This window comes from Pseudomonas sp. CMR5c (assembly GCF_003850545.1).
GTDB lineage: Bacteria > Pseudomonadota > Gammaproteobacteria > Pseudomonadales > Pseudomonadaceae > Aquipseudomonas > Aquipseudomonas piscis.
Genome location: NZ_CP027705.1, coordinates 2,717,860 through 2,742,153, shown reverse-complemented (window position 1 = coordinate 2,742,153; position 24,294 = coordinate 2,717,860). Strand labels below are relative to the sequence as shown.

Annotated in this window: 27 protein-coding genes; 14 read left to right on the top strand and 13 right to left on the bottom strand. The window is 66.4% G+C overall.

Annotated elements, in window-relative coordinates:
• Positions 1-181: 181 nt before the first annotated feature.
• Together C4K40_RS12915 and C4K40_RS12910 are read left to right on the top strand one after the other, a co-directional pair.
• A complete protein-coding gene (locus C4K40_RS12915) occupies positions 182-1,138 on the top strand; it encodes a nucleoside-specific channel-forming protein Tsx (RefSeq protein ID WP_053138070.1) in 957 nt (318 codons plus the stop codon).
• A 107-nt stretch (positions 1,139-1,245) separates the two neighbouring features.
• Complete coding sequence (locus C4K40_RS12910; protein ID WP_371263524.1) at positions 1,246-2,265, top strand: purine nucleoside permease; 1,020 nt, start codon at positions 1,246-1,248, stop codon at positions 2,263-2,265.
• Positions 2,266-2,464: 199 nt separating this feature from the next.
• Here C4K40_RS12910 and C4K40_RS12905 read toward each other — a convergent pair whose 3' ends face one another.
• The 3 genes from C4K40_RS12905 to C4K40_RS12895 form a co-directional block, all read right to left on the bottom strand.
• Positions 2,465-3,421 carry a zinc-binding alcohol dehydrogenase family protein gene (locus C4K40_RS12905; RefSeq protein ID WP_053138066.1) on the bottom strand — a complete coding sequence of 319 codons (957 nt, stop codon included), beginning with the start codon at positions 3,419-3,421 and terminating at the stop codon, positions 2,465-2,467.
• A 39-nt stretch (positions 3,422-3,460) separates the two neighbouring features.
• Positions 3,461-3,634, bottom strand: a complete 174-nt coding sequence (locus C4K40_RS12900; protein WP_083457005.1) for a DUF1427 family protein — start codon at positions 3,632-3,634, stop codon at positions 3,461-3,463.
• Positions 3,635-3,882: 248 nt separating this feature from the next.
• Entirely contained in the window at positions 3,883-4,659 is a 777-nt protein-coding gene (locus C4K40_RS12895) for a helix-turn-helix transcriptional regulator (RefSeq protein ID WP_053138064.1), read from the bottom strand.
• Positions 4,660-4,877: 218 nt separating this feature from the next.
• Here C4K40_RS12895 and C4K40_RS12890 point away from each other — a divergent pair, with 218 nt between their 5' ends.
• On the top strand, positions 4,878-5,105 hold the full coding sequence (locus C4K40_RS12890) for a DUF6555 family protein (RefSeq protein ID WP_022643687.1): 228 nt from the start codon (positions 4,878-4,880) through the stop codon (positions 5,103-5,105).
• Between the two features lie 47 nt (positions 5,106-5,152).
• On the opposite strand, the gene glcC is transcribed toward C4K40_RS12890, so the two are convergent.
• The gene (glcC, locus tag C4K40_RS12885) at positions 5,153-5,920 is read right to left on the bottom strand and encodes a transcriptional regulator GlcC (protein ID WP_053138062.1); all 768 of its coding nucleotides are present in this window, start codon (positions 5,918-5,920) and stop codon (positions 5,153-5,155) included.
• Between the two features lie 232 nt (positions 5,921-6,152).
• Here glcC and glcD point away from each other — a divergent pair, with 232 nt between their 5' ends.
• Genes glcD through C4K40_RS12865 form a run of 4 tightly spaced genes read left to right on the top strand, consistent with a single transcriptional unit; the run spans position 6,153 to position 10,365 of the window.
• Positions 6,153-7,652, top strand: coding sequence for a glycolate oxidase subunit GlcD (gene glcD, locus C4K40_RS12880; RefSeq protein ID WP_053138060.1), 1,500 nt, complete (start codon positions 6,153-6,155; stop codon positions 7,650-7,652).
• Positions 7,652-8,716, top strand: coding sequence for a glycolate oxidase subunit GlcE (glcE, locus tag C4K40_RS12875; RefSeq protein WP_022643684.1), 1,065 nt, complete (start codon positions 7,652-7,654; stop codon positions 8,714-8,716). The genes glcD and glcE overlap by 1 nt, the downstream gene beginning before the upstream one ends.
• Positions 8,717-8,719: 3 nt before the next feature.
• Entirely contained in the window at positions 8,720-9,940 is a 1,221-nt protein-coding gene (gene glcF, locus C4K40_RS12870; protein ID WP_053138058.1) for a glycolate oxidase subunit GlcF, read from the top strand.
• Between the two features lie 17 nt (positions 9,941-9,957).
• Entirely contained in the window at positions 9,958-10,365 is a 408-nt protein-coding gene (locus C4K40_RS12865) for a heme-binding protein (RefSeq protein ID WP_022643682.1), read from the top strand.
• A 31-nt stretch (positions 10,366-10,396) separates the two neighbouring features.
• Here the strand turns inward: C4K40_RS12865 and C4K40_RS12860 are convergent, their stop codons facing one another.
• Both C4K40_RS12860 and C4K40_RS12855 read right to left on the bottom strand, forming a co-directional pair.
• A complete protein-coding gene (locus tag C4K40_RS12860; RefSeq protein WP_031321462.1) occupies positions 10,397-10,849 on the bottom strand; it encodes a DMT family transporter in 453 nt (150 codons plus the stop codon).
• A gap of 2 nt (positions 10,850-10,851) precedes the next feature.
• Positions 10,852-11,355 (bottom strand): DMT family transporter, encoded by a 504-nt coding sequence (locus C4K40_RS12855; protein ID WP_022643680.1) that lies wholly within the window; start codon positions 11,353-11,355, stop codon positions 10,852-10,854.
• 112 nt (positions 11,356-11,467) lie between these two features.
• On the opposite strand from C4K40_RS12855, the gene C4K40_RS12850 reads away from it, so the two are divergent.
• On the top strand, positions 11,468-12,400 hold the full coding sequence (locus C4K40_RS12850; protein ID WP_053138056.1) for a LysR family transcriptional regulator: 933 nt from the start codon (positions 11,468-11,470) through the stop codon (positions 12,398-12,400).
• A 112-nt stretch (positions 12,401-12,512) separates the two neighbouring features.
• Here the strand turns inward: C4K40_RS12850 and C4K40_RS12845 are convergent, their stop codons facing one another.
• Complete coding sequence (locus C4K40_RS12845; protein WP_053138054.1) at positions 12,513-13,826, bottom strand: Nramp family divalent metal transporter; 1,314 nt, start codon at positions 13,824-13,826, stop codon at positions 12,513-12,515.
• A 170-nt stretch (positions 13,827-13,996) separates the two neighbouring features.
• Here C4K40_RS12845 and C4K40_RS12840 point away from each other — a divergent pair, with 170 nt between their 5' ends.
• Together C4K40_RS12840 and C4K40_RS12835 are read left to right on the top strand one after the other, a co-directional pair.
• A complete protein-coding gene (locus C4K40_RS12840; RefSeq protein WP_053138052.1) occupies positions 13,997-14,437 on the top strand; it encodes a thiol-disulfide oxidoreductase DCC family protein in 441 nt (146 codons plus the stop codon).
• Between the two features lie 180 nt (positions 14,438-14,617).
• Complete coding sequence (locus C4K40_RS12835; RefSeq protein WP_031321460.1) at positions 14,618-15,196, top strand: hypothetical protein; 579 nt, start codon at positions 14,618-14,620, stop codon at positions 15,194-15,196.
• 7 nt (positions 15,197-15,203) lie between these two features.
• Here the strand turns inward: C4K40_RS12835 and C4K40_RS12830 are convergent, their stop codons facing one another.
• The 6 genes from C4K40_RS12830 to C4K40_RS12805 form a co-directional block, all read right to left on the bottom strand.
• Positions 15,204-15,917, bottom strand: a complete 714-nt coding sequence (locus C4K40_RS12830; RefSeq protein ID WP_053138050.1) for an alpha/beta hydrolase — start codon at positions 15,915-15,917, stop codon at positions 15,204-15,206.
• Between the two features lie 114 nt (positions 15,918-16,031).
• Complete coding sequence (locus tag C4K40_RS12825; protein ID WP_053138048.1) at positions 16,032-16,439, bottom strand: hypothetical protein; 408 nt, start codon at positions 16,437-16,439, stop codon at positions 16,032-16,034.
• A gap of 87 nt (positions 16,440-16,526) precedes the next feature.
• Complete coding sequence (locus tag C4K40_RS12820) at positions 16,527-17,639, bottom strand: succinylglutamate desuccinylase/aspartoacylase family protein (RefSeq protein ID WP_053138046.1); 1,113 nt, start codon at positions 17,637-17,639, stop codon at positions 16,527-16,529.
• A gap of 97 nt (positions 17,640-17,736) precedes the next feature.
• Positions 17,737-18,516, bottom strand: coding sequence for an ABC transporter substrate-binding protein (locus C4K40_RS12815; RefSeq protein ID WP_053138044.1), 780 nt, complete (start codon positions 18,514-18,516; stop codon positions 17,737-17,739).
• A gap of 305 nt (positions 18,517-18,821) precedes the next feature.
• Positions 18,822-19,583: a precorrin-6A synthase (deacetylating) gene (gene cobF, locus C4K40_RS12810; RefSeq protein ID WP_053138041.1), complete on the bottom strand. Its 762-nt coding sequence runs from the start codon at positions 19,581-19,583 to the stop codon at positions 18,822-18,824.
• A 77-nt stretch (positions 19,584-19,660) separates the two neighbouring features.
• Positions 19,661-20,224: a histidine phosphatase family protein gene (locus C4K40_RS12805; RefSeq protein ID WP_053138112.1), complete on the bottom strand. Its 564-nt coding sequence runs from the start codon at positions 20,222-20,224 to the stop codon at positions 19,661-19,663.
• Between the two features lie 308 nt (positions 20,225-20,532).
• On the opposite strand from C4K40_RS12805, the gene C4K40_RS12800 reads away from it, so the two are divergent.
• From C4K40_RS12800 to C4K40_RS12785, 4 genes are read left to right on the top strand one after another with little or no spacing between them, the layout of a single operon-like run.
• On the top strand, positions 20,533-21,387 hold the full coding sequence (locus C4K40_RS12800; RefSeq protein WP_022643668.1) for a MurR/RpiR family transcriptional regulator: 855 nt from the start codon (positions 20,533-20,535) through the stop codon (positions 21,385-21,387).
• Positions 21,388-21,389: 2 nt separating this feature from the next.
• Positions 21,390-22,034 (top strand): isochorismatase family cysteine hydrolase, encoded by a 645-nt coding sequence (locus C4K40_RS12795; RefSeq protein ID WP_022643667.1) that lies wholly within the window; start codon positions 21,390-21,392, stop codon positions 22,032-22,034.
• Positions 22,031-23,386, top strand: coding sequence for a glutamine synthetase family protein (locus tag C4K40_RS12790; protein ID WP_022643666.1), 1,356 nt, complete (start codon positions 22,031-22,033; stop codon positions 23,384-23,386). The genes C4K40_RS12795 and C4K40_RS12790 overlap by 4 nt, the downstream gene beginning before the upstream one ends.
• Entirely contained in the window at positions 23,370-24,122 is a 753-nt protein-coding gene (locus C4K40_RS12785) for an N-formylglutamate amidohydrolase (RefSeq protein WP_022643665.1), read from the top strand. The genes C4K40_RS12790 and C4K40_RS12785 overlap by 17 nt, the downstream gene beginning before the upstream one ends.
• Positions 24,123-24,294 lie beyond the last annotated feature (172 nt).

The window sequence follows — 24,294 nt, the reverse complement described above, 5'->3', positions numbered from 1 at the left end:
GCGTCGCACCATTATGGTGCCCCCATTCACCCCTTCCTTCCCAAACAGGCCGGTCACGTCGATCCAGTAGCAAAAAGATGAGTTGGTACGACACATGCAAACGTTTGCGCGCCAGGGAATCCAGGCCATTCGCCGATGATTGCCCAAACCTGATCTCACCCCGCACGAACAAGGATTTTCAATGCTCGTCACCTCCAGGCGTACCGCGCCTTCGTACCCACGCAGCGTTTCCCTGCTACTGGGCATCGTTACCGGACTACTCAGCCCTGCCCTGTTGGCCCAACCCGCCCCCCCGGACGAATCGGCCCAGGGCGAAGGCCTGAGCAAGGACGTGCAACCGGCCAAGCCCGGCGCCTACCTCTCCGACTGGTACAACCAGGACCTGATGCTGATCGGCAGCAAGGACATCAGCTTCGGCCCCCGCCCGGCGGACGACGTCTACCTGGAATACGAATACTTCGGACGCAAGGGGCCGTTCGAGCTCTATGGCTACATCGACCTGCCGAAGATCCTCGATATCGGCAACAGCCACGACAAGGGCATCTGGGACCACGGTTCGCCGCTGTTCATGGAGCACGAGCCGCGCATCTCCATCGACTACCTGGCCGGCCGCAGCCTGGCCATCGGCCCGATCAAGGAGTGGTACGTGGCCTTCGACTGGATCTACGACCACGGCAGCCGCACCGCCAACCGTGCCAACACCCTGTACAGCGGCCTGGGCACCGACATCGACACCCATTCGCGGGTCAACCTGTCCGCCAACTTCTACGGTCGCTACCAGTGGGAAAACTATGGCGCCAGCAATGAATACTCCTGGGATGGCTACCGCGCCCAGCTCAAGTACATCGTGCCCATCGACAAATTCAGCAACGGCGCCTCGCTGACCTACATCGGCTTCACCAACTTCGATTTCGGCTCCGACCTGCACAAGGACAACCCGGCCCGCACGGCCAATGCCACCGTGGCCACCAATGTACTGCTGTACTCCTTCACCCACCTGCGCTTCATCCTGGTGGGCCGGTATTTCCACAACGGCGGCAACTGGGAAGACGGCAGCGTGCTGAATTTCGGCGATGGCGAATTCCGCGCCCGCTCCAACGGCTGGGGGTATTACGCCGGGGTCGGCTATCAGTTTTAGCGACAGCGACAAGTTTCGAGCGACAAGCAGCAAGACAACCACGGTGTAACCTGGATCGAGCAGGATCAGCACCGATCAACGGCAATCATGGAGGTGTTATGCGTGGCATGCAGAAAGTTTCGTGGATAGTGGGCCTGAGTGCGGTGCTGGCCGGCGGGGCCTGGGCCAATGAGGCGCCGATCAAGCCCAAGGTGGTGCTGATCAGCATGTTTGCTCCGGAGGCACAGAACTGGATCGAGCGCCTGGAGCTCAAGCACAAGGTGCGTGTCCCCGGGTTGGCCGGAGAATACCCGGACATCAGTTGCAACAACGACCGGCAGGTGTGCCTGCTGACCACCGGCATGGGCCAGACCAACGCCGCGGCCTCGACCCTGGCCCTGGCGCTGTCGCCGCAGTTCGACCTGCGCAAGAGCTACTTCCTCATTGCAGGGATCGCCGGCATCAGCCCGCACCAGGGCACCATCGGCACTGCGGCCTGGGCCCATTACCTGGTGGAGTTCGGCACCCAGTGGGAGCTCGACTCGCGGGATGCGCCCAAGGAATGGCCCACCGGCTACCTGGGCATCAACACCAAGGGGCCCAATGAAAAACCGCCCCTGGACTACAAGACCGAAGTGTTCGAACTCAACCCGAAACTCCAGGCCAAGGCCTTCGCCCTGAGCCAGAAGGTGACCTTGAGCGAAAGCAAGGAATCAGCAGCCTGGCGCCTGAAGTATCCCCAGGCTCCGGCCAACCAACCGCCGGTGGTCACCCGCTGCGACACCCTGGCCGGCAACACCTGGTTCTCCGGCACGCGCCTGAGCGAACGAGCTGAGGTCTGGACCCGCTTGCTCACCGACAACAAAGGCGTTTACTGCACCACCCAGCAGGAAGACAACTCCACCTACGAGGCGCTGCTGCGGGCCAGCCGCGAAGGCCGAGTGGACGTCCAGCGCCTGGCGGTACTGCGCGCCGGCTCGGACTTCGACCGCCCGGCACCCGGTGCCAGCGAAGTGGACAACCTGCTCAAGTACGCCGACCAGGGCGGTTTCGTACCAGCCCTGGAAAACCTCTACCGAGCCGGCAACCCCCTGGTGCAGGACATCCTCAAGAACTGGTCGGCCTGGGAGCACGGCGTCCCGCAATGACCCCGTGATCGGTCCTACCCAAACCTGTAGCCGCTGCTGAGCCCGCGAAGCTGCGCCAAGGCCCGCAGGACCTTCAGCGATCCCACAAACCCTGCGGCCCTACGGCCCGTACGCAGCCTGCGGCAGCGGCTACACAAACAAACCCTGTAGCCGCTGCTAAGCCTGCGAAGCTGCGTCAACGCCCCCGGCCCTGCCCGCCTCAAGGAATCAGGATCACCTTGTCGCCACCGCCCTGGTTGACCTCGGCATAGCGCTCCAGCCCCTGCTCCAGCGGCGACTCCAGCAATCCCTCGGGCAGCGGCAACAAGCCTTCGTCGAAATAGCGACCGAACTGCTCCAGCATCGCCGCGCATTCCTCGACGCCATACAGCAGCGAATTGATCCCCACCACCGAGCCACCCTTGCGGTACAGGGCCAGGGCCGGCAGCTGCACATGGCCATCCACCGGCGCGGCGATGATGGCGATCCGACCGAACGTGGCCAGGGCCGGCACCGCCGCCGGCAGCCAGAAGCCGGTAGTGTCGAAGATCACCTCGGCGCCGCCGGCATGATGCTCGCCCACCTGGGTGGCGAGGTTTTCCGGCTGCGCCAGTTGCAGCGCCGGATAGCCCTGGGCCTGCAACGCCTGCACCTGCTCCGGCCGGCGCGCCGCCGCCAGCACCTGGGCGCCACGAACCTTGGCCAGGGCCAGGGCCGCAGTGGCCACGGCGCCGCCACCGATCACCAGCAGCCGGGTACCGGCGACCACGCCGCTACGCTCAAGGGCATCCCAGGCGGTGGTATAGGGCACGCCGAGGCTGGCGGCCTGGGCAAAGCTCAGGTGCCGGGGCTTGAGCGCCACGCCGCTGGCCGACAACACCACGTACTGGGCGTGGCTGCCGTCGGCGAAAAAGCCCAGGTCCCTGCCGGTGCCCCAGACTTCCTGGCCGATCAAGTCGTCCGGCCCCTGCTCCACCACCCCGGCAAAATCCCGTCCGGGAATCCGTGGCAGCGTGGTGTAGGGAAAACGCCCGAGGACATTCTTCACATCGCTGGGATTCAGGCCCGCCGCCTTGATCCGTACCAATACCTGGCCGGGCCCGGGGACCGGAGTCGGAACCTCCACCAGTTGCAGGGAAGCGAGGTCGCCGGTGGCGGAAAATTGCAGTGCTTTCATCAAAGACTCCATGGGTCGAAAAACAGTCGATATCAGCGATCAGGACAGCCACTGGCTGAACAGTTGGCGCCCCAGGGGCCACAGCTGTTCGCCACCGAGCATGCCCAGCAGCCCCACCAGGGCGATGGCTGGCGGTGCCGGGGAACGCACCTGCAGGGCACCGTAGAGCAGCCCGACCAGCAGGCCGGCCGCCAGGGACATCAGGTAATTCATGGCTCGCTCCCAAAAGGCCGTGGTGCATGGGCTCGGCTGCAACTACAGCGTCGCTTCGTGTAGCCGCTGCCGCAGGCTACGCATGTCCCGCAGGGCCACCGCGAGCCTTGGATCGCGCAGGGCCCTGCGGCCCCGAACGCAGCTTCACAGGCTCGGCAGCGGCTACAGGCATGGAGTGGATTCTAGAGACAAGGAGGCAGTGGCATCGGCCAAGTACTTCAGGCTATCGGCCAAAGCATCGCGGTGTCTCAGGCCGAGGGCTGGCCGGCGACATACTGCGAGGGGGCGACGCCCAGCTCACGGCGGAACATGTCGCTGAAACTGCTGGGGGAATAACCCAGCTCCCGGGCGATCCGGCTCACCGGCACGCCCTGGATCAGCTCCGCCGCCGCGGTGGCCAGTTGCACCTGGCGCCGCCATTCGGCGAAGCCCAGGCCCAGGCGTTCCTTGAACAAGCGCGCCAGGGTACGCACGCTGGCCCCGACGGCCTCGGCATGCTGCTCGAAGGATATCTCCAGGGACGGTGCCGCCATCACCGCCTGGCACAGGCTGCACAGGCGCCGGTCGGCGGCATCGGGCAAGACGATCTTCAACTCCGAGCGCCGCGCCCGTTGCAGCTCCAGCAGGGCCAGGCCCACCAGGGCCTCGTAGTAGTCCGGCTGGGGTGGTTCGAGCTCCACCAGGCGCACGATCAACTCCCGCAGCAGGGTATCCACTTGCAGCACCTGGACCCTGGTATCCAGGGTCGCCGCCAGGGAGGGACGCAGGTAGATATTGCGCATCTGCAGGTCGCTGACCACGCGGATGCCATGGACCACGCCCGGCGGCAGCCATACCGCCCGCTGCGGCGGCACCACCAGGGCCTCGTGGGGAGTCTCGACCCACATCACCCCGCTCATGGCATACAGCAGCTGGCCCCAGTCGTGCTCGTGGGGCTCGACGAACAACCCGCGCGGGTAGGTACGGGCCAGCGGCTGCACGGGAATCGCGGTGTCGGTGAGGTCGGGAGGAGCGGCTAGGGCCATGGCAAGGTCGCGGCGGGACGGCGGGCGACCATGGTAACCAGCCGTCGAGGCAGCCACCAGCCAGCACTAGCCAAATCGATGCCGTGGCACTCGATATCCATTCGTTTGGATGGCCTGCCGGGATTTTTCGACACCTCGCCGGCCCGCTGGGGCAATCCGAGTGAATTTTTCCGCCGCAGGGGGATCACTGCTGCATCACAGGGAGGATTGAACGCTTTATGAACAACGCAAAACTCTTCGTCATCGAATACACCCTGCACGGTGCTCCCAAGTCCTTCATCATCCGCCAGGAAAAGATGGACAACGCCGAGGCCTGGCACTGGGCCAGCTGCGACGCCGGGGTGGGCCGCATCGGCCGCTTCGGGCGCGAACAAGTGAAGAAGACCAGCCGCCCCACGGCGGAGAAGTTCGGTATCCACAACGTCACCTGGCGCCCTTCGGTCTAGCCGGTAAACCGGATGGCGCCACCCGGCGCCATCCCCAGCGCCGAGGCTCAATCCCAGCCTTGCAGGCGCAGCGTGGCCCGCACCAAGCGCTGCTCCTCTTCTTCGATCTCCTGCAGGTTTTGCGCGATGCCCTGAATATGCGCCTGTGCGGCCTTGCGCGCCTGTTCCGGCAAGCGACCGGTGACCGCGTGGTACAAGCGCGCATGCTGGCGGTCGATCTGGCGCTTGTGCAGTGGCCGGTGATAGAGGTTGTTGACCGAGGCGAACACCGAATTGAGCAACAGGCCGTTGAGCGAGCCCAGGGTCTGCACCAGCACCGGGTTGTGCGAAGCCTCGCAGATGGCCAGGTGGAAGGCATGGTCCAGGCGCGCCAGGTCGGCGGGCTCCAGGTCCTGGTCATGGGCGTCGAGCAGGGCCTGGTAGCTACGGCCGATGAGCACGAAGTCGGCCTCGGTACCACGCAGGGCCGCCAGCCGCGCCGACTCGCCCTCCAGCAGGCCGCGGACCTCCAGCAAGTCGTAGAGAGTGCGTGGCTGGGAGCTGAACAGGTGCAGCAGTGGCGAGTCCGCCGCCGGCGCCGACAGTTGCGCCACCTGCGAGCCACGACCCTGCACCGTGTCGATGATGCCCCGGGCCCGCAACAGCTTCAGGCCCTCGCGCAGGGCCGTGCGCGAGACCCCGAGCTTGGCGGTCAGGCGCCGCTCCGAGGGCAACAGCTGGCCGGTCTTGAATACCCCGTCGACGATCAGGCGCTCGATCCGCGCGCAGACCCTATCGGCCACCTGCAAGCGCGGCTGTCCCGGTTTGTCCTGCATCTCGCCTCCCACTGGTATGACCAGTTCCTTGTCGATTCGCGACCACTTCCTGGCTTGGCTGCAACTTGCTGAAATCAATCAGTTTTACTGGAGCCCGGGGCAAGTACCGGAAAACAAAGTGGTTCGACCACTGCCGGCGCACATGGACACTAAGGCGCCCCGGGCCAATGATGCAAGGCATGCGTGATGCAGTCGCGACCTGATAACAACGACACAAGGTCATTCGCCAGCCATGACGATTCTCTACGATGAACGCCTCGACGGCGCCCTGCCCGAGGTCGACCGCCAAGCCTTGATCCACGCCCTGCGCAGCCAGCTGCCGGACCTGGAACTGCTGGACCGCCAGGAGCAACTCAAGCCCTACGAATGCGACGGCCTGAGCGCCTACCGCAGCACCCCGCTGCTGGTGGCCCTGCCCCGGCGCCTGGAGCAGGTGCAGCAGATCCTCAAGATCTGCCACCAGCAACGGGTACCAGTGGTGGCCCGGGGCGCGGGCACCGGCCTGTCCGGCGGCGCCCTGCCCCTGGAAAAGGGCCTGCTGCTGGTGATGGCGCGGTTCAAGGACATCCTCAAGATCGACCCCGCCGCGCGCTGCGCGCGCCTGCAACCCGGGGTGCGCAACCTGGCGATCTCCCAGGCCGCGGCGCCCTACGAGCTGTACTACGCCCCCGACCCGTCGTCGCAGATCGCCTGCTCCATCGGTGGCAATGTCGCGGAAAACGCCGGTGGCGTGCACTGTCTGAAATACGGTCTGACCGTGCACAACCTGCTCCAGGTGCGGATGCTCACCGTCGAGGGCCAACCCCTGACCCTGGGCAGCGAGGCCCTGGATTCGCCGGGCTTCGACCTGCTGGCGCTGTTCACCGGTTCCGAGGGGCTGCTGGGGGTGATCACCGAAGTCACGGTCAAGCTGCTGCCCAAGCCGCAGATCGCCAAGGTGCTGCTGGCGGCCTTCGACTCGGTGGAGAACGCCGGCCAGGCGGTGGCGGCGATCATCGCCGCGGGCATCATCCCCAGCGGCCTGGAGATGATGGACAACCTGGCGATCCGCGCCGCCGAAGACTTTATCCACGCCGGCTACCCGGTGGATGCCCAGGCCATGCTGCTGTGCGAGCTGGATGGGGTCGAGGCCGATGTCCACGACGACTGCGAGCGGGTGCGCCAACTGCTGCAACAGGCCGGCGCCAGCGAAGTGCGCCTGGCCCGGGACGAGGCCGAGCGCGCGCGGTTCTGGGCCGGGCGCAAGAATGCCTTCCCGGCGGTGGGCCGCTTGTCGCCGGACTACTACTGCATGGACGGCACCATTCCCCGGCGCCAACTGCCCGCCGTGCTGCACGGCATCGCCCGGCTAGCCGCCGAACACCAGCTGCGGGTGGCCAACGTGTTCCATGCCGGCGACGGCAACATGCACCCGTTGATCCTGTTCGATGCCAACCAGAGTGGGGAACTTGAGCGAGCGGAAACCCTGGGTGGCAAGATCCTCGAGCTGTGCGTGGCGGTGGGCGGCACCATCACCGGCGAGCACGGCGTGGGCCGGGAGAAGATCAACCAGATGTGCGTGCAGTTCAGCGGCGACGAGCTGAGCCTGTTCCACGGCATCAAGCGCGCCTTCGACCCCCTGGGCCTGCTCAACCCCGGCAAGAACATCCCGACCCTGCACCGCTGCGCCGAGGCCGGGGCCATGCACATCCACCATGGGCAGTTACCCTTCCCCGAACTGGAGCGTTTCTGATGGCCGCCCCCACCGATTGCGACGCCAGCGAAGCCCTGCTGGAGCAGGTGCGCGACGCCCTGGACAACGCCACCCCGCTACGCATCCAGGGCTCCAACAGCAAGGCGTTCCTGGGGCGCGACAGCGCCGGCGAAATCCTCGATACCCGGGTCCATCGCGGCATCGTCAGCTACGACCCCACCGAACTGGTGATCAGCGCCCGGGCCGGAACACCGCTTGGCGAACTGCAGGCGGTACTGGATGCCGCCGGACAGATGCTGCCCTGCGAGCCGCCGGCGTTCGGTACCGGCGCCACCCTGGGCGGCATGCTTGCCAGTGGCCTGTCCGGGCCACGCCGACCCTGGGTCGGAGCGGTGCGTGACTTCGTCCTGGGCACCCGGATCATCAGTGGCCTGGGCCAGCACCTGCGCTTTGGTGGCGAGGTGATGAAGAATGTCGCCGGCTACGACCTGTCGCGGTTGATGGCCGGCAGCTACGGCTGCCTGGCTCTGGTGACCGAAGTCTCGCTGAAGGTGCTGCCCAAGCCGCGCCACTGCCTGAGCCTGAGCCTGGAACTGCCTGCCGGGCAAGCCCTGGCCAGGCTCGCGCAATGGGGCCAGCAGCCGTTGCCCATCAGTGCCGCCTGCCACGATGGCAGCCGCCTGCACCTGCGCCTGGAAGGGGGCGAAAGCTCAGTTGCCGCGGCCCGCGATCGGCTCGGCGGCGAGCCCCTGGACAGCCACTACTGGAACCGGCTCAACGAGCAGCAACTGCCGTTTTTCGACCCCGGCCTGCCGCTGTGGCGCCTGTCGCTGCCGCACAACACCCCGGAGCTTGCGTTACCCGGCACCCAATTGCTGGACTGGGGCGGCGCCCAGCGCTGGCTCAAGTCCGATGCTCCGACCGAGCGCATCCGCGCCGTGGCCAGCGCCGCTGGCGGTCATGCCAGTTGCTACAGCCATGGCCTGCTGGACAGCCCCTTCCAGCCCCTGGAACCGACCCTGCTGCACTATCACCAACGCCTGAAAGCGCAGCTCGATCCCCAGGGCATCTTCAACCCCGGCCGACTCTACCCGGAGCTCTGATCCATGCAGACCACCCTCAGCCCCGAGGCCCGGCAGTTGCCAAGGGCCGCCGAAGCCGAACGTATCCTGCGCAGCTGCGTGCATTGCGGGTTCTGCAACGCGACCTGCCCCACCTATCAGGTCCAGGGCGACGAGCTGGACGGGCCGCGCGGCCGCATCTACCTGATCAAGCAGGTGCTGGAGGGCGCCGCGGTCACCCACCAGGCGCAACTGCACCTGGACCGTTGCCTGTCATGTCGCAACTGCGAGAGCACCTGCCCATCGGGCGTCGAGTACCACAACCTGCTGGACATCGGCCGGGCGGTGGTGGACGCCGCCCTGCCCCGGCCCGCCGGCCAGCGTCTGCTGCGCCAGGGCTTGCGGACCCTGGCGGGCAACCCGCAGCTGTTCAAGACACTGGTACTGGGCGGCAGCCGCTTGCGCCCGCTGCTGCCCCAGGCCCTGCAAGACAAGCTGCCGCGCCAGGTACCCGCCGCCGGCGTGCGCCCGGACAGGGTCCACGCGCGGCGCGTGCTGCTGCTCGAAGGCTGCGTGCAGCCGGGGCTGTCGCCCAATACCAACGCCGCCGCGAGCCGGGTCCTGGACCGCCTGGGCATCAGCGTGCAGCCGGTGGCCGAGGCCGCGTGCTGCGGCGCCGTGGACTACCACCTGGATGCCCAGGAGCGCGGCCGCCAGCGGGCCCGGCACAATATCGACGCCTGGTGGCCGCACCTGCAACAAGGTGCCGAAGCCATCGTCCAAACCGCCAGCGGCTGCGGCGCCTTCGTCAAGGACTATGGGCACCTGCTGGCCGACGATCCGGTCTATGCCGCCAAGGCGCAGCAAGTCAGCGCCCTGGCCCGGGACCTGGTGGAGGTGGTGCGGGCCGAACCTCTGGCAGCGCTGCAAGTACGCAGTGGGCAGCGCCTGGCCGTCCATTGCCCCTGCACCCTGCAACATGCCCAGCAACTGGGCGGCGCCGTGGAAAGCCTGCTGCAACGCTTGGGTTTCAACCTGACTTCGGTGCCCGACGGCCACCTGTGCTGCGGCTCGGCCGGTACCTATTCGCTGACCCAGCCCGCCCTGGCCCGGCAACTGCGCGACGACAAGTTGCGAGCCCTGGAAAGCGGCAGCCCGGACGTGATCGCCACTGCCAACATCGGCTGCCAGAGCCACCTGGATGGCGCCGGGCGCACTCCGGTACGCCACTGGATCGAACTGCTGGACGCCGCCCTCAAGCCTTGAACCCAATGGAGCCTGCCATGCACCACAAAGCCGTGTTGTGCCAAGACGAAGTCAGCCGCATCCTCGCCGCCGCCCGGGCCGAGGCCCATCGCCAGCAGTGGCCGGTGAGCATCGCCGTGGTCGATGATGGCGGCCATCCCCTGGCCCTGGAGCGCCTGGACGGCTGCGCGCCGATCAGTGCCTACATAGCCCTGGAGAAAGCCCGCACCGCCGCCCTGGGCCGGCGTGAGTCCAAGGCCTACGAAGACATGGTCAATGCCGGGCGCAGCGCCTTTCTCTCGGCGCCGCTGCTGACCTCCCTGGAAGGCGGCGTGCCGATTCGCGTGGATGGCCAGGTGGTCGGCGCGGTGGGCGTGTCCGGCGTCCGCTCCGGCGAAGATGCCCAGGTGGCGCAAGTGGCCGCCAACTGCCTGGAAGGATCCTGAGCCCTCAGCTGCGTGGAACGCCCCTAGACCCTCAGCTACGGCGCAGGCTGCTGCGGTACATGAACAACAAGGCCAGGGCCAGGCACAGCATCGCCAGGATGCGGTTGCCGGAAAGTGCCATGGCCGGGTTGCCGAACCAGCCGAAGTGGTCGATCAACATGCCCATGCCCAACTGCCCGAGGATCACCGCCACCGTCGCCACGGCAGTCCCGACCCGAGGCACCGCGCCGACCATCACCAGCATGTACACCACGCCGAACAGCGCGCCGCTGAGCTGCCACTTGGGCGCCTGCAACAGGCTCATGGCCTGGGGCGGCTGGAAGAACACGATCAGCAGCGAGGTGACCAGGGCACCGACGGCGAAGGTCAGCAGGCTGCTGCGCAACACCCCCACGCTCTGTCCCAGGCGGCCGTTGATCGCCGCCTGCACACTGAGCACCGCACCTGCGGCCACCACGACCACCAGCAATAGAATCAGGTTCATGTTCAACCTCGGGCAATCAGGATCAGGGCGCCGACGATCAGCACCAGGGCCAGCCAACGCTCGGCGTTGACCGGTTTGCGGGCACTGCCGAACCAGCCGAAGTGGTCGATCAGCACGCTCTTGCCGACCTGGCCGGAAAGAATCGCGATCATGGTCATGGCAATGCCGATATGGGGCGTGGCCAGGGTCAACACCACCACGTAGATCGGCCCCAGCACTCCGCCCAGCAACTGCCAGCGCGGCAACTGGCTCAAGGCCGGCCCCGGCTGCGGGCCACTGAACAGCAACAGCAAGGCCAGCAACGCCGCGCCGACGCCGAAGATGCTCAGGGTCGCCCACAGGTGGCCGACCTGGGCTCCCAGGGGGCCGAGCAAGCCGGCCTCCACCGACAGGCCCATGCCGGCCAGGATCACCAGCGGCAGCAGGGCCAGGCGTTGCCAGCCGGCAGTGGATACAGCAGGGGCCACTGGCGGTGGCAGCGTAGGGTCAAGGGTTTCGCAAGACATGGGGTACCTCTTGGGTTCATGGAATGGCGAGCATTATTGGTTGCCCGTGCTTTGCGATAAATGGGAGCATGCCGACAACACTTTTGCGTAAAGCGCACAGCAAGGACTTCCCATGCAAGGCTTCAACGACCTGGGTTTCAAGGCCCTGCGGCTGTTCATCGCGGTGCTCGACCAGGGCAGTTTCTCTGCCGTGGCCCGACGCGAAGGCCTGGCACCCTCCTCCATTTCGCGGCAGGTCCAGCTGATGGAACAGGCCCTGGGCCAACAGTTGCTGTATCGCCATACCCGGGCGGTCAGCCCCACCGAGGCCGGGCGCCTCTTGGGGCACCATGCCCGGCGGGTGCTGGCGCAATGGGAAGAAGCCGAGCAGGCCCTGCAAGAACAGCAGGACGAGCCGGCCGGGCTGGTGCGGATCAATGCGCCGGTGGTGTTCGGCCAGCGGCATATCTCGCCCTGGCTGGGCGAACTGCACCAGCGCTATCCCAAGCTGCAACTGGATATCCAGCAGACCGACAGCTACATCGACCCGTTGCAGGACGGCACCGACCTGCTGTTTCGCATCGGCGTGCTGGGAGACTCCTCGATGCAGGCCCGGTTACTGGCACCGCAGCGCTACCGGGTCGCCGCCAGCCCGGCCTACCTGGCCCGTCACGGCCACCCCCGGCATCCCGACCAGCTGCACCAGCACCAATGCCTGGCCTACAAGGGCGAAAGCGGCCAGCAGCGCTGGTTCTTCCGCCAGGGCCAGGAATTCTGGACGCCCTACAGCGTCACTGGCCCGCTGACCGGCAACCACGCCGACACCCTGACCCAGGCCGCCGAACAAGGCCTGGGGCTGGTGATGTTTCCTTCCTGGCTGATCGGTGAGGCCCTGCACCAGGGACGGCTGGTGGCGCTGTTCGAGGATTTCGAAGTGGCCACCAGCCTCGAACCGCAACAGATCGCCGCCCTGTGGCCGGGCAGCCGGCGCCTGTCGGTGAAGGTCCGCACGGTGATCGACTTCTTCGTCGCGAAGTTCGGGCCAATACCGTATTGGGATCGCTAGCGCGATCAGCTCCAAGCTTCAAGCTGCAAGCGGCAAGTTGAAAGCCGGACGCGATCAGCCTTGGCTTGAGCGCTCTGGCTCTGGCTTGCCGCTTGCCGCTTGCCGCTTGCCGCTAAAGGCTAGCTATGAGCCAGGCATTGGCAGCGCTGATCACGGCGAACAGGCTCCAGGCCAGCCAGCGGGTCGGCCAGCGGTTGACGAACACGCCCATCAGGCGCCGGTCGTTGGTCATGCGGATCAACGGATACAGGGCGAACGGCAGTTGCAGGCTGAGCACCACCTGGCTCAGCACCAGCAGCTTGCCCACCGCGCCGTCGCCCAGCAGCCAGACGCCGATGAACGCCGGGATCAGCGCCAGGCCACGGGTGATCAGGCGGCGCTGCCAGCAGGGAATCCGCAGGTTCAGGTAACCCTCCATGATCACCTGGCCGGCGATGGTCCCGGTGAAGGTCGAGCTCTGCCCCGAAGCCAGCAGCGCCACGCCGAACAGCACGCTGGCCAGGGCCCCGCCCACCAGCGGATCGAGCAGGTGGTAGGCATCCTGGATCTCCACCACGTCGCTGTGCCCGGTGTTGTGGAAGGCCGCTGCAGCAAGGATCAGGATCGCCGCGTTCACCAGCAGCGCCAGGGCCAGGGAACCGATGGTATCGATGCGCGCCAGGCGGATCGCATCGGTGCGGCTGGCAAGGTCCTTGCCCACTAGGCGGGTCTGGACCACCGAGGTATGCAGGTACAGGTTATGCGGCATCACCGTGGCGCCGAGGATGCCGATCGCCAGGTACAACGGCGCGGCATCGCTGATGGCCGCCAGCGACGGGGTGAAGCCCCGGGCCACGTCTGGCCAGTGGGGCTTGATCAGCAGCAACTCGATGAAAAAGCACACGCCGATGGTCGCCACCAGCGCCAGCATGATCGCTTCCAAGCGGCGAAAGCCACGGTTCTGCAAAGCCAGCACCAGCAAGGTATCGAAGGCGGTAATGACGATTCCCGTACTCAACGAGACTCCCAGCAAGAGGTGGAAAGCCAAGGCGCAGCCCAGCACTTCGGCCAGGTCGGTGGCAATGATCGAGACCTCTGCCAGCAACCATTGGACCCGCGCCGAGCGTGGGCTGTAGCGCTCGCGGCAAAGCTGCGCCAGGTCGCGCCCGGTGGCGATGCCCAGGCGTGAGCAGAGGCACTGCACCACCATGCCCGCCAGGCTCGCCAGCAGCACCACGAACAGCAGGCTGTAGCCATAGCGCGAGCCGGCCTCGATGGCCGTGGCCCAGTTGCCCGGGTCCATGTAGCCGATGGACACCAATAGCCCGGGGCCGGCGAAGCGCAGCACGCGCTTGAACAGCGAGGCACGGGGGTCGACGGTGACGGAACCGGCCACTTCCGGCGGGCAGAAAGGAGCGGTGGCGATTTTCGGCAGGCTGAATTTCACAAGGGGGATTCCACGGCGGCTTGAAGCAGGTGCCCAGCTTAGAGGTTTCGCCGCGGCCGCCCAAGCCTGAAATTCATCGGCCAAGGCGAGTATGCTGCGCGGGTTCCGGCCCGGACCGGACGTCGTTCCACCCTTGCAAGGTTTTCTCCGTGGCTCACTCCGCAACGACTATGGCAGGCGATACCCTGCCGCCCTTCCTGCAACCTGGCGAGCGAGTGCTGCTGTTCGATGGCGTGTGCAAGCTGTGCAACGCCTCGGTGCGCTTCGTCATCGCCCATGACACCGAGCGGCGGATCCGCCTGGCCTCGGTGCAATCGCCCCAGGGCCAGGCCCTGCTGGCGTGGGCCGGGTTGTCCACCGAACAGTTCGACAGCGTGGTGCTGATCGAAGGCCAGCGCCTGTCCCTGCGCTCCACAGCCTTCATCCGCCTGATGGCGCAACTGCCCGCGCCCTGGCGCTGGCTGCGCCTGCTGCAGTGGATTCCCCGACCCCTGCGCGACTGGGGCTACAGCTACATCGCCCGCCACCGCTATCGCTGGTTCGGCCGCTACGATGTCTGCCTGCTGCCCAGCCCCGATCACCGTGGGCGCTTTCTCGACGACACGCCCTGACCTGCCACGCCAGGGCTTTGCTTGGTGTAGCCGCTGCCGCAGGCTGCGCACGACCCGGTACCGGGGGCAGGGCCTGGCAGCAGCTAGAGCCGATGATCCAATGAAAGAAATCCCTCTGGAGCCGGCTGCCACGGGCGTGGGATGATGCGCGCCTTCCATCCAGATGCCCGGAGATCGTGCATGTCATCCCTAGCTAGAAAAGCCCTGGTCCTGGTGTTCGCCGCCGTGGCGGGCCTTGGTGCGTTGAACGCCGTGGCCGCCGGCAAATCCACCGCTCGCCAGGCCACGGGCGAAAAAGTCACGCTGCTCGACGGCAAGCTGGCCTTCAGATTGCCCAAGGGCTTCAACGCCTCGACGCTGCCGGTGGGTGACGACGCCAAGGGCACCGGCGGCGCCAGCGGCACCCTGTACGCCAACGACGACACCCGTACCGTGGTGATCGCGGCGCAGAACAGCATTCCCAACGGGGCCCAGGTCAAGGACAACGACAGCGCCTTTCTCGATGACGCGACCGCCGGCTTCCTGGTCCAGCAGTCCCAGGCACTGCCGGACTTCAAGAAACAGGCGCAGAGAAGCCTCACCCTCAAGGGTCTCGGCGTGCGCCAGATCGACAGCACCGCCACCCAGGGCGGCGGCCTGACCCTGAACTCGACCCTGATCGCCGGCTCCGGTACGCACATGGCGGTGATCCAGGTGATCTCCCGGGCCGCCGACAAAGCCGGGCATGCGGCATTGATGAAGCAGATCCTCGGCCAATGACCCTGGTTCAGGGGGCGAGTGCGCGCAGCCAGCGATCCAGATCCTGGATCTCCACTTCGCTGATGCTGTGGCCCATCCCCGGATAGGCATGGAACTGCGGTTCCAGGGCCAGCCCGCGCAATAGCCGGTTGGCCTCCACGCCGTCGCTGTAGGGCAAGCGCTGGTCGCTGGTGCCATGGCCGATGAAGATCCCCAGGCGCTGCAACCCTGGCTCGCTCCTGAGCTGCGAGGCCAGCAGCGGCAGGATCTTCCCGCTCAAGGCGGCAATCCCGCGCACCGTTTGCGGATGCCGCAAGCCCACTTCATAGGCCATTGCCGCCCCCTGGCTGAAGCCCACCAGCACCACCTTGCCAGGCTCGGTGTGATACTTGGCCGCCGCACGGACGAAGCGGCCGATCAACTCGGCACTGCTGGCCAGGTCTTCGCTGACGCCGTCATAGGCGCCCTGCCCCTGGCGCCGGAACCACTGGAAGCTATCTGTGTCCAGGGTCTGCGGCGCGCGCACCGACAGGTAGGTGTAGGTCGCCGGCAAGCGCTCATGCAGCCCGAACAGGTCGGCTTCATTGCTGCCGTAGCCGTGCAGGAAGATCACCAGCGGCTGGTCGCGGGTCTCTGCCGGCGCCTGCTCCAGGTAGCGCAGCGGCAAGTCGTCGTGCAGCAGGGTATCGGCGTGGACAAAGGGCGCGGCCAACAGGGCCAGTAGCGCCAGGCAACGGATCATGGAAGGCTCCTTGGGTGGGAAAAATCGACGGCCAGAGCCTAGCACTGCGGGCCTGGCTGGAGCAGCCGCCGCCAGAGCCCGCCACGATGACCTCCCTGGGCAGCCCGCGCCAGTTCAACCGGGCAAGCGCCGGCATCTCGCTTGCCCGGTGCCGGCAAGCCCCCGCCAGGCCAGCGGCGTGAGCAACAGCACCAGCAGCAGGAACGCCACCTGGGACAAGTAGAAAGACGCCAGCCACTGGTGGTGGGCAGCGACATAGAAGCTGTTGTGCAGGACGTCCGCCAGCATGATCACCAGGGTCAACCCCAGCCCCCAGCGTGGGCGCCGCCACAACAGCAGCACGGCCAGCGGGTCCAAGAGCGTCAGCGAACCCCAGAACGCCCGGCTTGCCAGGGGCGTAGCGGCGCCATAGGCGTAATCCCAGAGCAGGCCATGGGTAAAGGCGGCATGCAGGTGGTTGAACGTCGCCGCCAGCAGGCACAGGGCGAACAACCAGCGGATGCACAGGGACAATCGGAACAAGGCTTGAGCCCCATGGGCCGCAAAGCGGCCTGGTAGTGGAAGGTCCACTGCAAGATCGGCAACGGGCGGTTCGCGGTGTGTAACGGGTCAGTCGTTGACCAGCTTGCCATGGCGCATGGGTTCGCGGCCGGCGACCTTGGCCAGCCAGATCCCCGGTTGGGTGTAGCGCCCTCGATCCAGGGCGAACAGCACGCCGCTGGTGCCGGCCCGGACGATACTGGCCTGGTCGCTCAACGGATCCACCACCTCGAACAAGGCGTCGCCGCGCTCGACCCACTCCCCGGCTTCACGCAGGAAACTGACCACGCCATGGTGCGGGGCGAACAGATACTCGGTGCCGTCGAACGACATGCCCTCGCAGCATTCCTGCGGCGCCGCCGGCCAGTCGCCGTCGATCAGCCCCTGTTCGGCGAGAAAGCCCAGGATGGCTTCACAGTTGGCGCGCGCCTGCTCGACCCGGGTGTCGCCCATGCTGCCCAGCTCCAGGGTGGTGGCCAGGTTGGCCAGGGGGATCGCCGCCCGCGGGAAATCCCGCGCCAGGCGCAGCCAGGGGGCGGAGCAGGACTCATCGAAGGAACTGCCCCCGGAGTCCTCGCACAACAGCGCCACGCCAGCCTTGAGCCGCGCCGCCAGGGACTGCCACTGGGGCCAGTGCTGGGGCAAGGCATACAGGTGGATCGCCGCCTCGAAATCGCAATGCAGGTCGAGGGTGATATCGGCGTCGCAGGCATGGCGCAACAACAAGCGCTGCAGGGCTTCTAGCTGCGACAGCGGGGCTGGCAGCTCGTCCAGCACCTGGAGCATGGTGCGGCGGATCAGGGTCACGTTGGCCGCCGCGTCATCCGCCAACAGCTTGCCGATCCGGTCGCCGACCGGACCGCTGAGCTCGACGAAGGCACGGTTGAAGTTCTTGCCGCTGCCCAGCTCGAAGCGCCCCAGGTGGTTGCCCTGCACCTGCTGGTCGAGACCGATGGGATTGGCCACCGGCACCAGTTCCACCGTGCATTGCAGGCGCCCCTGGTCTTCCAGTAGCGCCAGGCGTTGCTTGAGCTCCCAGGCGGTACGCATGCCGGGCAGCTCGTCGGCGTGCAGGCTGGCCTGGATGTAGACCTTGCGCGGGCCGTTGCCGAAGCGAAATACGCTGAGCTGGCGCGAGGTGCCCAGGTGGCCCCAGGGCAGGGCGTGGTCGATGCGTTGCATGCTGGCTCCGGAAAAAAGGCGTGGCGCAGGATAGAACAGCGCGCATAAAAAAGGTGGCGACCGGGAGCCGGTCGCCACCTTTTTTCATGCCAGCGGCTTATTCGCCGTAGACGTCGAAGGTGAAGTACTTGTCCTGCACCTCTTTGTACTTGCCATTGGCGCGGATCTCGGTGATAGCGGCATTGAATTTCTCCGCCAGCTCCTTGTCACCCTTGCGCACGGCGATACCGGCACCGCCACCGAAATACTTCGGATCGTTGTACTCAGGACCAACGAAGGCGAAACCCTTGCCGGCCTCGGTTTTCAGGAAACCGTCGTCAAGGTTGACCGAGTCGGCCAGCAGCGCGTCGACGCGGCCGGAAACCATGTCCAGGTTGGCTTCCTGCTGCGAGCCGTAGCGCACCAGGTCGATACCGGCGGGCACCAGCACTTCGGTGGCGAAGCGGTCGTGGGTACTGGCACGCAGTACGCCGACCTTCTTGCCCTTGAGCTCGGTCAGCGGGTCCTTGATGGTGGTGCCGGCCTTCATCACGAAACGAGCCGGGGTGTGGTAGTACTTGACGGTGAAATCGACGTTCTTCTTGCGATCGTCGGTGATGGTCATGGACGACAGGATGGCGTCGATCTTCTTCACCTTAAGCGCCGGAATCAGGCCGTCGAATTCCTGCTCGACCCAGGTGCACTTGGCTTTCATCTGCTCGCACAGGGCGTTGCCCAGGTCCACGTCGAAACCGGCGAGCTTGCCGTCGGGAGTCTTCATCGAGAATGGCGGGTAGCCGGCTTCGATACCGATGCGGATCGGCTTGGCCTCGTCGGCCGAAGCGGTGAAGGAAAACAGCGACAGTGCCAGGGCACCGAACAGCACAAACTTGTTCATTTATAACTCCAGGGGGCGGAGGTTTCTTGTTGGCAGAATTCGATCGTGGGCCAATCGAAGTGGCCAGCAGTCTAGAGCGGCGCCCTGGATGCAAATTGTGTTTATGCGACAAATACTTATAGAAATAACACCCCCTTGATCCAGGTCGGTTTTCCCTGCCCCGGGGTGGTGCGTCGACCTGCGCATCGCTGCATGTCCGCCCGCAAACGAGGCATCTACCGTGGCCACGAATGCAGGCCCGACACCAGCCGGCCAACCTGCATCCACGGCGAACCTGGTGCGCCGCGCCACCCGATTTCGCGGGCTCAGTCCTCGGGCTTGCGCAGCAGGTAGGTGTCCATGATCCAGCCATGGGCCTGGCGGGCGTCGAGGCGCACCCGGCGGATCTCCTCGGCGACCTCGTCGAGACGCCCGGCAATGAGGATTTCATCCGCCGTGCCCAGGTAGGCGCCCCAGTAGATGTCCAGGTCCTGGTTGCGCAGTTGCCGATAGGAGTCCTCGGTATCGAGCATCACCACCCGGGTGTCGGCATCGCCTCCCTGCCCCGCCGCCAGGCGCCGGCCGGTGGTGATCTCCAGGGAACGGCCGATACGGTTCAACGGCACCTTGTGCTGCGCGGCCAGGGCCTGGACGCTGGTGATCCCGGGAATCACCTGATAGTCGAACTGCACCGCGCCGGCGGCCAGGATCCGCTGCAGGATGCGCAAGGTGCTGTCGTACAGCGCCGGGTCGCCCCAGGCCAGGAACGCCCCGGTCTGGCCCTCCTCCAGCTCCTGGTCGATCAGGCGCTCGAAGACTTGCTGCTTCTCGCGGTTCAGGGCCTTGACGCTGGCCTGGTAATCCACCTCGCCACGCTCGCGCTCCGGGGTCTGTGCCTCGACGAAACGATAGGGGCGCTCGGTCAGGTAGCGCTCGCACAACTGGCGGCGCAAGTCGATCAGCGAATCCTTGCTCGGCCCCTTGTCCATCAGGAACACCACGTCGCAGCGGTTCAGCGCCTTGATCGCCTGGATGGTGATGTAGTCGGGGTGGCCGGCGCCGATGCCGATGACCAGGACGGTTTTCATGAAGGGATGCTCCCGCTGCTATGCCAGCGGGCAAGTATGGGCCGCTTTGGCCCCGGGAGAAATGCCGGCGCCGAACCTCAGGGGCGGCCATCCAGGCGCAGGCGCCAGCGCCCGGCGTGGCTCAGGTCCAGGCGTGACAGGGGCTCGATATCGATCTGGTTGAAGCTGTGCAGTGGCGCCTGGAGCGCCTCGAGCATGGCGGCGCGCATGACCCAGGGGTGGGTCACCGCCAGCCAGAGCCCGGGCTGCTGCGCCAGTCGCTCCAGCCAGCGGGTCACGCGCTGGCACAGTTCGGCCACCGACTCGCCGCCTGGCGGGGCCTGGTGCGGGTCCGCCAGCCAGGCCTGCAGCGCCTGGGGTTGTCGCTCTTGCAGGAAATCGAGGGACAGCCCCTGCCAGTCACCCAGGGCGCAGTCACCCAGGGCCGGTTCCACCTGGTAGCTGGGGCTGAACAGCGCGGCGGTCTGCCGGGTCCGCAGCTCTGGAGCGCACAGCACCCGGGTGCTGCGCTTGAGCTCGGCGGCGCGGGAGGCCACCTGGGCCTGCCAGTCCATCTCCAGTGGCTCGTCCTGGGGCAAGCGTGCCAATTTCTGGGCGAGGGTACGGGCATGGCAGATCAGGGTCAGACGGGTGGCCTGCACGGGCAGCGCTCCGATGGATTGGCGACCGGGCATCCTACACCCATGGCGCCGCGCGGGTTTAGCCGAAGCGCCGTACGTGCCGCGCCGACTGGGCAGCGGCCAGGGTTGCCAGCGAGGCGCTCGCCGGGTGAACCCTGCTGTTACCCAGGGCGAGTTCTCATATATGACAGCAGGACGCCGGGCAAAACCCCGTTCCAGAGCATTTACCCAGCTTCCAAAAATTCACTGGACATGTAGCGTCCATTACATAAATATCGTTTTCGCCATTTTATGAAACAAAAACTACACCCGGCCTACAAGGCGCCCCGATGCCTTCTCTCAGAGACCTGATCACCAACCCCGCCCTCGACCTGACGCCCTCCGAGCGCAAGGTGGTGCGAGCCCTGCTCGACCACTATCCGCGCAACGGCCTGGGGCCCATGTCGCGGCTGGCGGAGCATGCCGGGGTCAGCGACCCGACCATCGTGCGCCTGGTCAAGAAGCTCGGTTTCAGCGGCTACGGCGAATTCCAGGAAGCTCTGCTCAGTGACATGGACGACCGCCTGCGCTCGCCCAGCACCCTGCTCCACCCCAGGGCCCAGGTGGCCCGGGGCGACACTTGGGGGCGCTATCTGGCCGACAGCCAGCGGGCCCTGCAAGACACCCAGGCGCTGACCCAGCCCGAGGACATCCGCGTGCTGACCGACTGGCTGCTGGACAGCCGGCACTCGGTGCATTGCTTCGGCGGACGCTTCAGCAGCTTCCTGGCCCAGTACCTGCTCAACCACCTGCGCCTGATGCGCCCGGGCTGCTTCTTTCTCGAAGACAACGCGCAATTGCCGGACCGTTTGTTCGACGTACAGCGTCAAGACGTGGTGCTGCTGTTCGACTATCGCCGCTACCAGACCCAGGCCCTGCGCGTGGCCAGCGCGGTCAAGGCGCGCAACGCCCGAGTGGTGCTGTTCACCGATATCTACGCGTCGCCGCTGCGCGAACTGGCGGACCTGATCATCAGCGCCCCGGTGGAGTCGCTGTCGCCCTTCGACAGCCTGGTGCCGGCCCTGGCCCAGGTCGAGGCGCTGATCGCCTGCATGACCCCGCGCAGTACCCATCTGGATCAACGCCTGGAGGGCATCGATGCCCTGCGGGCCGAATTCGCCACTCATGTGCTGGAGGAGAAATAAGGATGTTCAGCCTGCCCCATCGTTCGCCACGGGACCTGCCCTTCGTCGTCGACCACACCGCCCTGCTGCTGGTGGACATGCAACGGGCCTGGCTCGAGCCGCAGTTCGACCCGCACCTGCAAGGCCCCGAAGGCGAGGCGTTCCTCAAGCGCGCCCGGGAGCAAGTGATTCCCAACCAGCAGAAGCTCCTGGCCGCGGTGCGCGAGGCTCGGCAGAACGTGCTGCACACCATCATCGAGAGCCTCACCGCCGACGGCCGTGACCGCTCCCTGGACCACAAGCTGTCGGACATGCACTTGCCCAAGGGCAGCCCGGAAGCGGCGATCATCGCCGAGCTTGAGCCGGTGGAAAACGAGATCGTGTTGCCCAAGACTTCGTCCGGGGTCTTCAACTCCACCAACATCGACTACGTGCTGCGCAATCTGGAGACTCGCCACCTGATCGTCGCCGGGATCGTCACCGACCAGTGCGTGGACATGGCTGTGCGCGATGCCGCCGACCGCGGCTACCTGGTGACCCTGGTGGAAGACGCCTGCGCCACCTACAGCGATGCCCGGCACCAGGCCTGCCTCAATGCGATCAAGGGCTACTGCTGGATCACCGACACCGCCACCGTGCTCGGCCGCCTGCGGGAGATCCGCGGATGAGCCGGGGCCAGGACATCGAGGCCCTGAGCCCGGTGGCGATGACCAGCATCGTCACCACCGACCTGATCGGCGTCACTCGCGGACGCTCGTTTCCCAGCGATGAACTGGAACGCTACCGGCTCGGCGGCTGCGGCTGGGTGCCGGCCAACAGCGCGCTGACACCCCAGGACCTGATCGCCGAGGACAATCCCTGGGGCGCCTATGGCGACCTGCGACTGGTCCCCGACCTGGACAGCCGGGTCAGTGTCGGCGCCGGCCCCGATCCCTTCGCCCCGCCGCTGGAGTTCATCCACGCCGATATCCGCGAGACCGATGGCCAGCCCTGGGCAGCCTGCCCGCGCACCCTGTTGCGTAACGAGCTGGAGGCCTACCAGGCCCTGGGCATCCAGGTCACCGCGGCGTTCGAGCATGAGTTCAACCTCGACACCGGCGACGAGCAGGCCGAACACCTGGCGTTCTCGCTGCAGGCCCAGCGCCAGGGCGCGAGCTTCGGCGGCTGGTTGCTGGCGGCATTGCGCGCCGCCGGGGTCGAGCCGGAAATGTTCCTGCCTGAATACGGCAAGCACCAGTACGAGGTCACCTGCCGTCCGACCCAGGGCCTGGCCGCCGCCGACCGGGCGGTTAACGTGCGCGAGATCACCCGCGAGATCGCCCGGCAGTTGGGGCACCGGGTCAGCTTCGCGCCCAAGACCGCCGAGAACGCGGTGTGCAACGGCGTGCACCTGCACCTGAGTTTGCAGGACCTGGGAGGCACCCCGCTGCTCTACGATCCGCAAGCGGTGAGCGGCGACGACCTTTCGCGCCTGGGCCAGCACTGGGCCGCCGGAGTGCTCAAGCACCTGCCGGCGCTGTGCGCCTTCACCGCGCCAACTCCGATTTCCTATGCGCGCCTGCAGCCCCATCACTGGAGCGCCTCCTATGCCTGCCTGGGCCTGCGCAACCGCGAAGCCTCGCTGCGTATCTGCCCCACCGTGACCATCGGCGGCAAGCCTGAAGCGCCGCAATACAACCTGGAGTTCCGCGCCCTGGATGCCACCGCCTCGCCGCACCTGGCCATGGCCGTGGTACTGATGGCCGGCCGCCTGGGGATCGAACAACAACTGGCGCTCAATGCGGTGACCGACAAGGTCCCCGATGAACTGAGCGCCGAACAGCGTCGGGCCAGCGGCATCGTGCCGCTGCCCGGCAACCTGCCCCAGGCCCTGGATTGCCTGCGCGAGAACCGCGAGTTGCGACAACTGCTGCCGCAGGCGCTGCTGGATACCTATTTCGCCGTCAAGCAAAAGGAAGTGTCCCTGACCGAGCACCTGAACGCCGCCCAACTCTGTGAGCACTATGGACACCTGTACTAAATCCGCCGAGCTGGGACTCTATACCGAGCCGGCCTATCGCCTGTTCCGGGAAGACTCCGAGCATCCGCTGATCCTGGTGTGCGAGCACGCCAGCCACTACATTCCGCCAGCCCTGAACGACCTGGGGCTGGACCCGGTGGCGGCCCGCGAGCATATCGCCTGGGACCCGGGCGCCCTGGAACTGGCCCAGAGCCTGTCCCAGGCCCTGGGCGCGACCCTGATCGCGGCCAACTACTCGCGCTTGCTGGTGGACCTCAACCGGCCACGGCATGCCCCCGACAGCATCCCGTTGCAGAGCGAGATCTACCAGGTGCCGGGCAACCAGCACCTGGACGAAGCGACCCGCGAGTACCGGCGCCAGCAGTTGTTCACGCCATTCCACCAGCGCTTGCAGCGGATCATCGACCGGCGCCTGGCCCAGGGCCGCGAAGTACGGGTGGTGGGCATCCACAGTTTCACCCCGGTGTACTACGGCCAGCCACGGGAGCTGGAAATCGGCGTGCTCTATGGCAACGCCACCGCCTATGCCGCCCGGATCCTGGAAGGCTTGTGGACCTTGCCGCTGAAAGTGGCCGGCAACCAGCCTTATGAAATCGATCCATTGAGCGATATGACGGTACCGGTGCACGGCGATGCCCGGGGCCTGGATTCGGTGTTGATCGAGGTGCGCAACGACCTGCTGCGCACCCCACAGGCGGTACAGCACTGGAGCGATTGCCTGGCGCCGTTGCTGTAGTGCCTCAAGAGCACCGAGGATCATCCAATAACGCTGTTAGCAGGACTGCAATAACAATCAGAAAAACCGCTGTGGTGTGTCTTTGATCCTGCCAGGTTCAAACACCGGCCCGCGGCCCAAGCGTCAATGACGACGCACGCCGCGGGCTTTGCCCCCTATTGGCTACAAGGAG

What these genes read in the sequence shown, in the direction of transcription:
- C4K40_RS12815 (WP_053138044.1), bottom strand. Translation starts at nt 18,516, where the DNA reads ATGAACAAGTTTGTGCTGTTCGGTGCCCTGGCACTGTCGCTGTTTTCC.
- C4K40_RS12795 (WP_022643667.1), top strand. Translation starts at nt 21,390, where the DNA reads ATGTTCAGCCTGCCCCATCGTTCGCCACGGGACCTGCCCTTCGTCGTC.
- C4K40_RS12820 (WP_053138046.1), bottom strand. Translation starts at nt 17,639, where the DNA reads ATGCAACGCATCGACCACGCCCTGCCCTGGGGCCACCTGGGCACCTCG.
- cobF (WP_053138041.1), bottom strand. Translation starts at nt 19,583, where the DNA reads ATGAAAACCGTCCTGGTCATCGGCATCGGCGCCGGCCACCCCGACTAC.
- C4K40_RS12860 (WP_031321462.1), bottom strand. Translation starts at nt 10,849, where the DNA reads ATGAACCTGATTCTATTGCTGGTGGTCGTGGTGGCCGCAGGTGCGGTG.
- C4K40_RS12895 (WP_053138064.1), bottom strand. Translation starts at nt 4,659, where the DNA reads ATGGCCCTAGCCGCTCCTCCCGACCTCACCGACACCGCGATTCCCGTG.
- C4K40_RS12850 (WP_053138056.1), top strand. Translation starts at nt 11,468, where the DNA reads ATGCAAGGCTTCAACGACCTGGGTTTCAAGGCCCTGCGGCTGTTCATC.
- glcC (WP_053138062.1), bottom strand. Translation starts at nt 5,920, where the DNA reads ATGCAGGACAAACCGGGACAGCCGCGCTTGCAGGTGGCCGATAGGGTC.
- glcF (WP_053138058.1), top strand. Translation starts at nt 8,720, where the DNA reads ATGCAGACCACCCTCAGCCCCGAGGCCCGGCAGTTGCCAAGGGCCGCC.
- glcD (WP_053138060.1), top strand. Translation starts at nt 6,153, where the DNA reads ATGACGATTCTCTACGATGAACGCCTCGACGGCGCCCTGCCCGAGGTC.
- C4K40_RS12835 (WP_031321460.1), top strand. Translation starts at nt 14,618, where the DNA reads ATGTCATCCCTAGCTAGAAAAGCCCTGGTCCTGGTGTTCGCCGCCGTG.
- C4K40_RS12840 (WP_053138052.1), top strand. Translation starts at nt 13,997, where the DNA reads ATGGCAGGCGATACCCTGCCGCCCTTCCTGCAACCTGGCGAGCGAGTG.
- C4K40_RS12855 (WP_022643680.1), bottom strand. Translation starts at nt 11,355, where the DNA reads ATGTCTTGCGAAACCCTTGACCCTACGCTGCCACCGCCAGTGGCCCCT.
- C4K40_RS12830 (WP_053138050.1), bottom strand. Translation starts at nt 15,917, where the DNA reads ATGATCCGTTGCCTGGCGCTACTGGCCCTGTTGGCCGCGCCCTTTGTC.
- C4K40_RS12905 (WP_053138066.1), bottom strand. Translation starts at nt 3,421, where the DNA reads ATGAAAGCACTGCAATTTTCCGCCACCGGCGACCTCGCTTCCCTGCAA.
- C4K40_RS12865 (WP_022643682.1), top strand. Translation starts at nt 9,958, where the DNA reads ATGCACCACAAAGCCGTGTTGTGCCAAGACGAAGTCAGCCGCATCCTC.
- C4K40_RS12800 (WP_022643668.1), top strand. Translation starts at nt 20,533, where the DNA reads ATGCCTTCTCTCAGAGACCTGATCACCAACCCCGCCCTCGACCTGACG.
- glcE (WP_022643684.1), top strand. Translation starts at nt 7,652, where the DNA reads ATGGCCGCCCCCACCGATTGCGACGCCAGCGAAGCCCTGCTGGAGCAG.
- C4K40_RS12900 (WP_083457005.1), bottom strand. Translation starts at nt 3,634, where the DNA reads ATGAATTACCTGATGTCCCTGGCGGCCGGCCTGCTGGTCGGGCTGCTC.
- C4K40_RS12790 (WP_022643666.1), top strand. Translation starts at nt 22,031, where the DNA reads ATGAGCCGGGGCCAGGACATCGAGGCCCTGAGCCCGGTGGCGATGACC.
- C4K40_RS12785 (WP_022643665.1), top strand. Translation starts at nt 23,370, where the DNA reads ATGGACACCTGTACTAAATCCGCCGAGCTGGGACTCTATACCGAGCCG.
- C4K40_RS12890 (WP_022643687.1), top strand. Translation starts at nt 4,878, where the DNA reads ATGAACAACGCAAAACTCTTCGTCATCGAATACACCCTGCACGGTGCT.
- C4K40_RS12915 (WP_053138070.1), top strand. Translation starts at nt 182, where the DNA reads ATGCTCGTCACCTCCAGGCGTACCGCGCCTTCGTACCCACGCAGCGTT.
- C4K40_RS12910 (WP_371263524.1), top strand. Translation starts at nt 1,246, where the DNA reads ATGCAGAAAGTTTCGTGGATAGTGGGCCTGAGTGCGGTGCTGGCCGGC.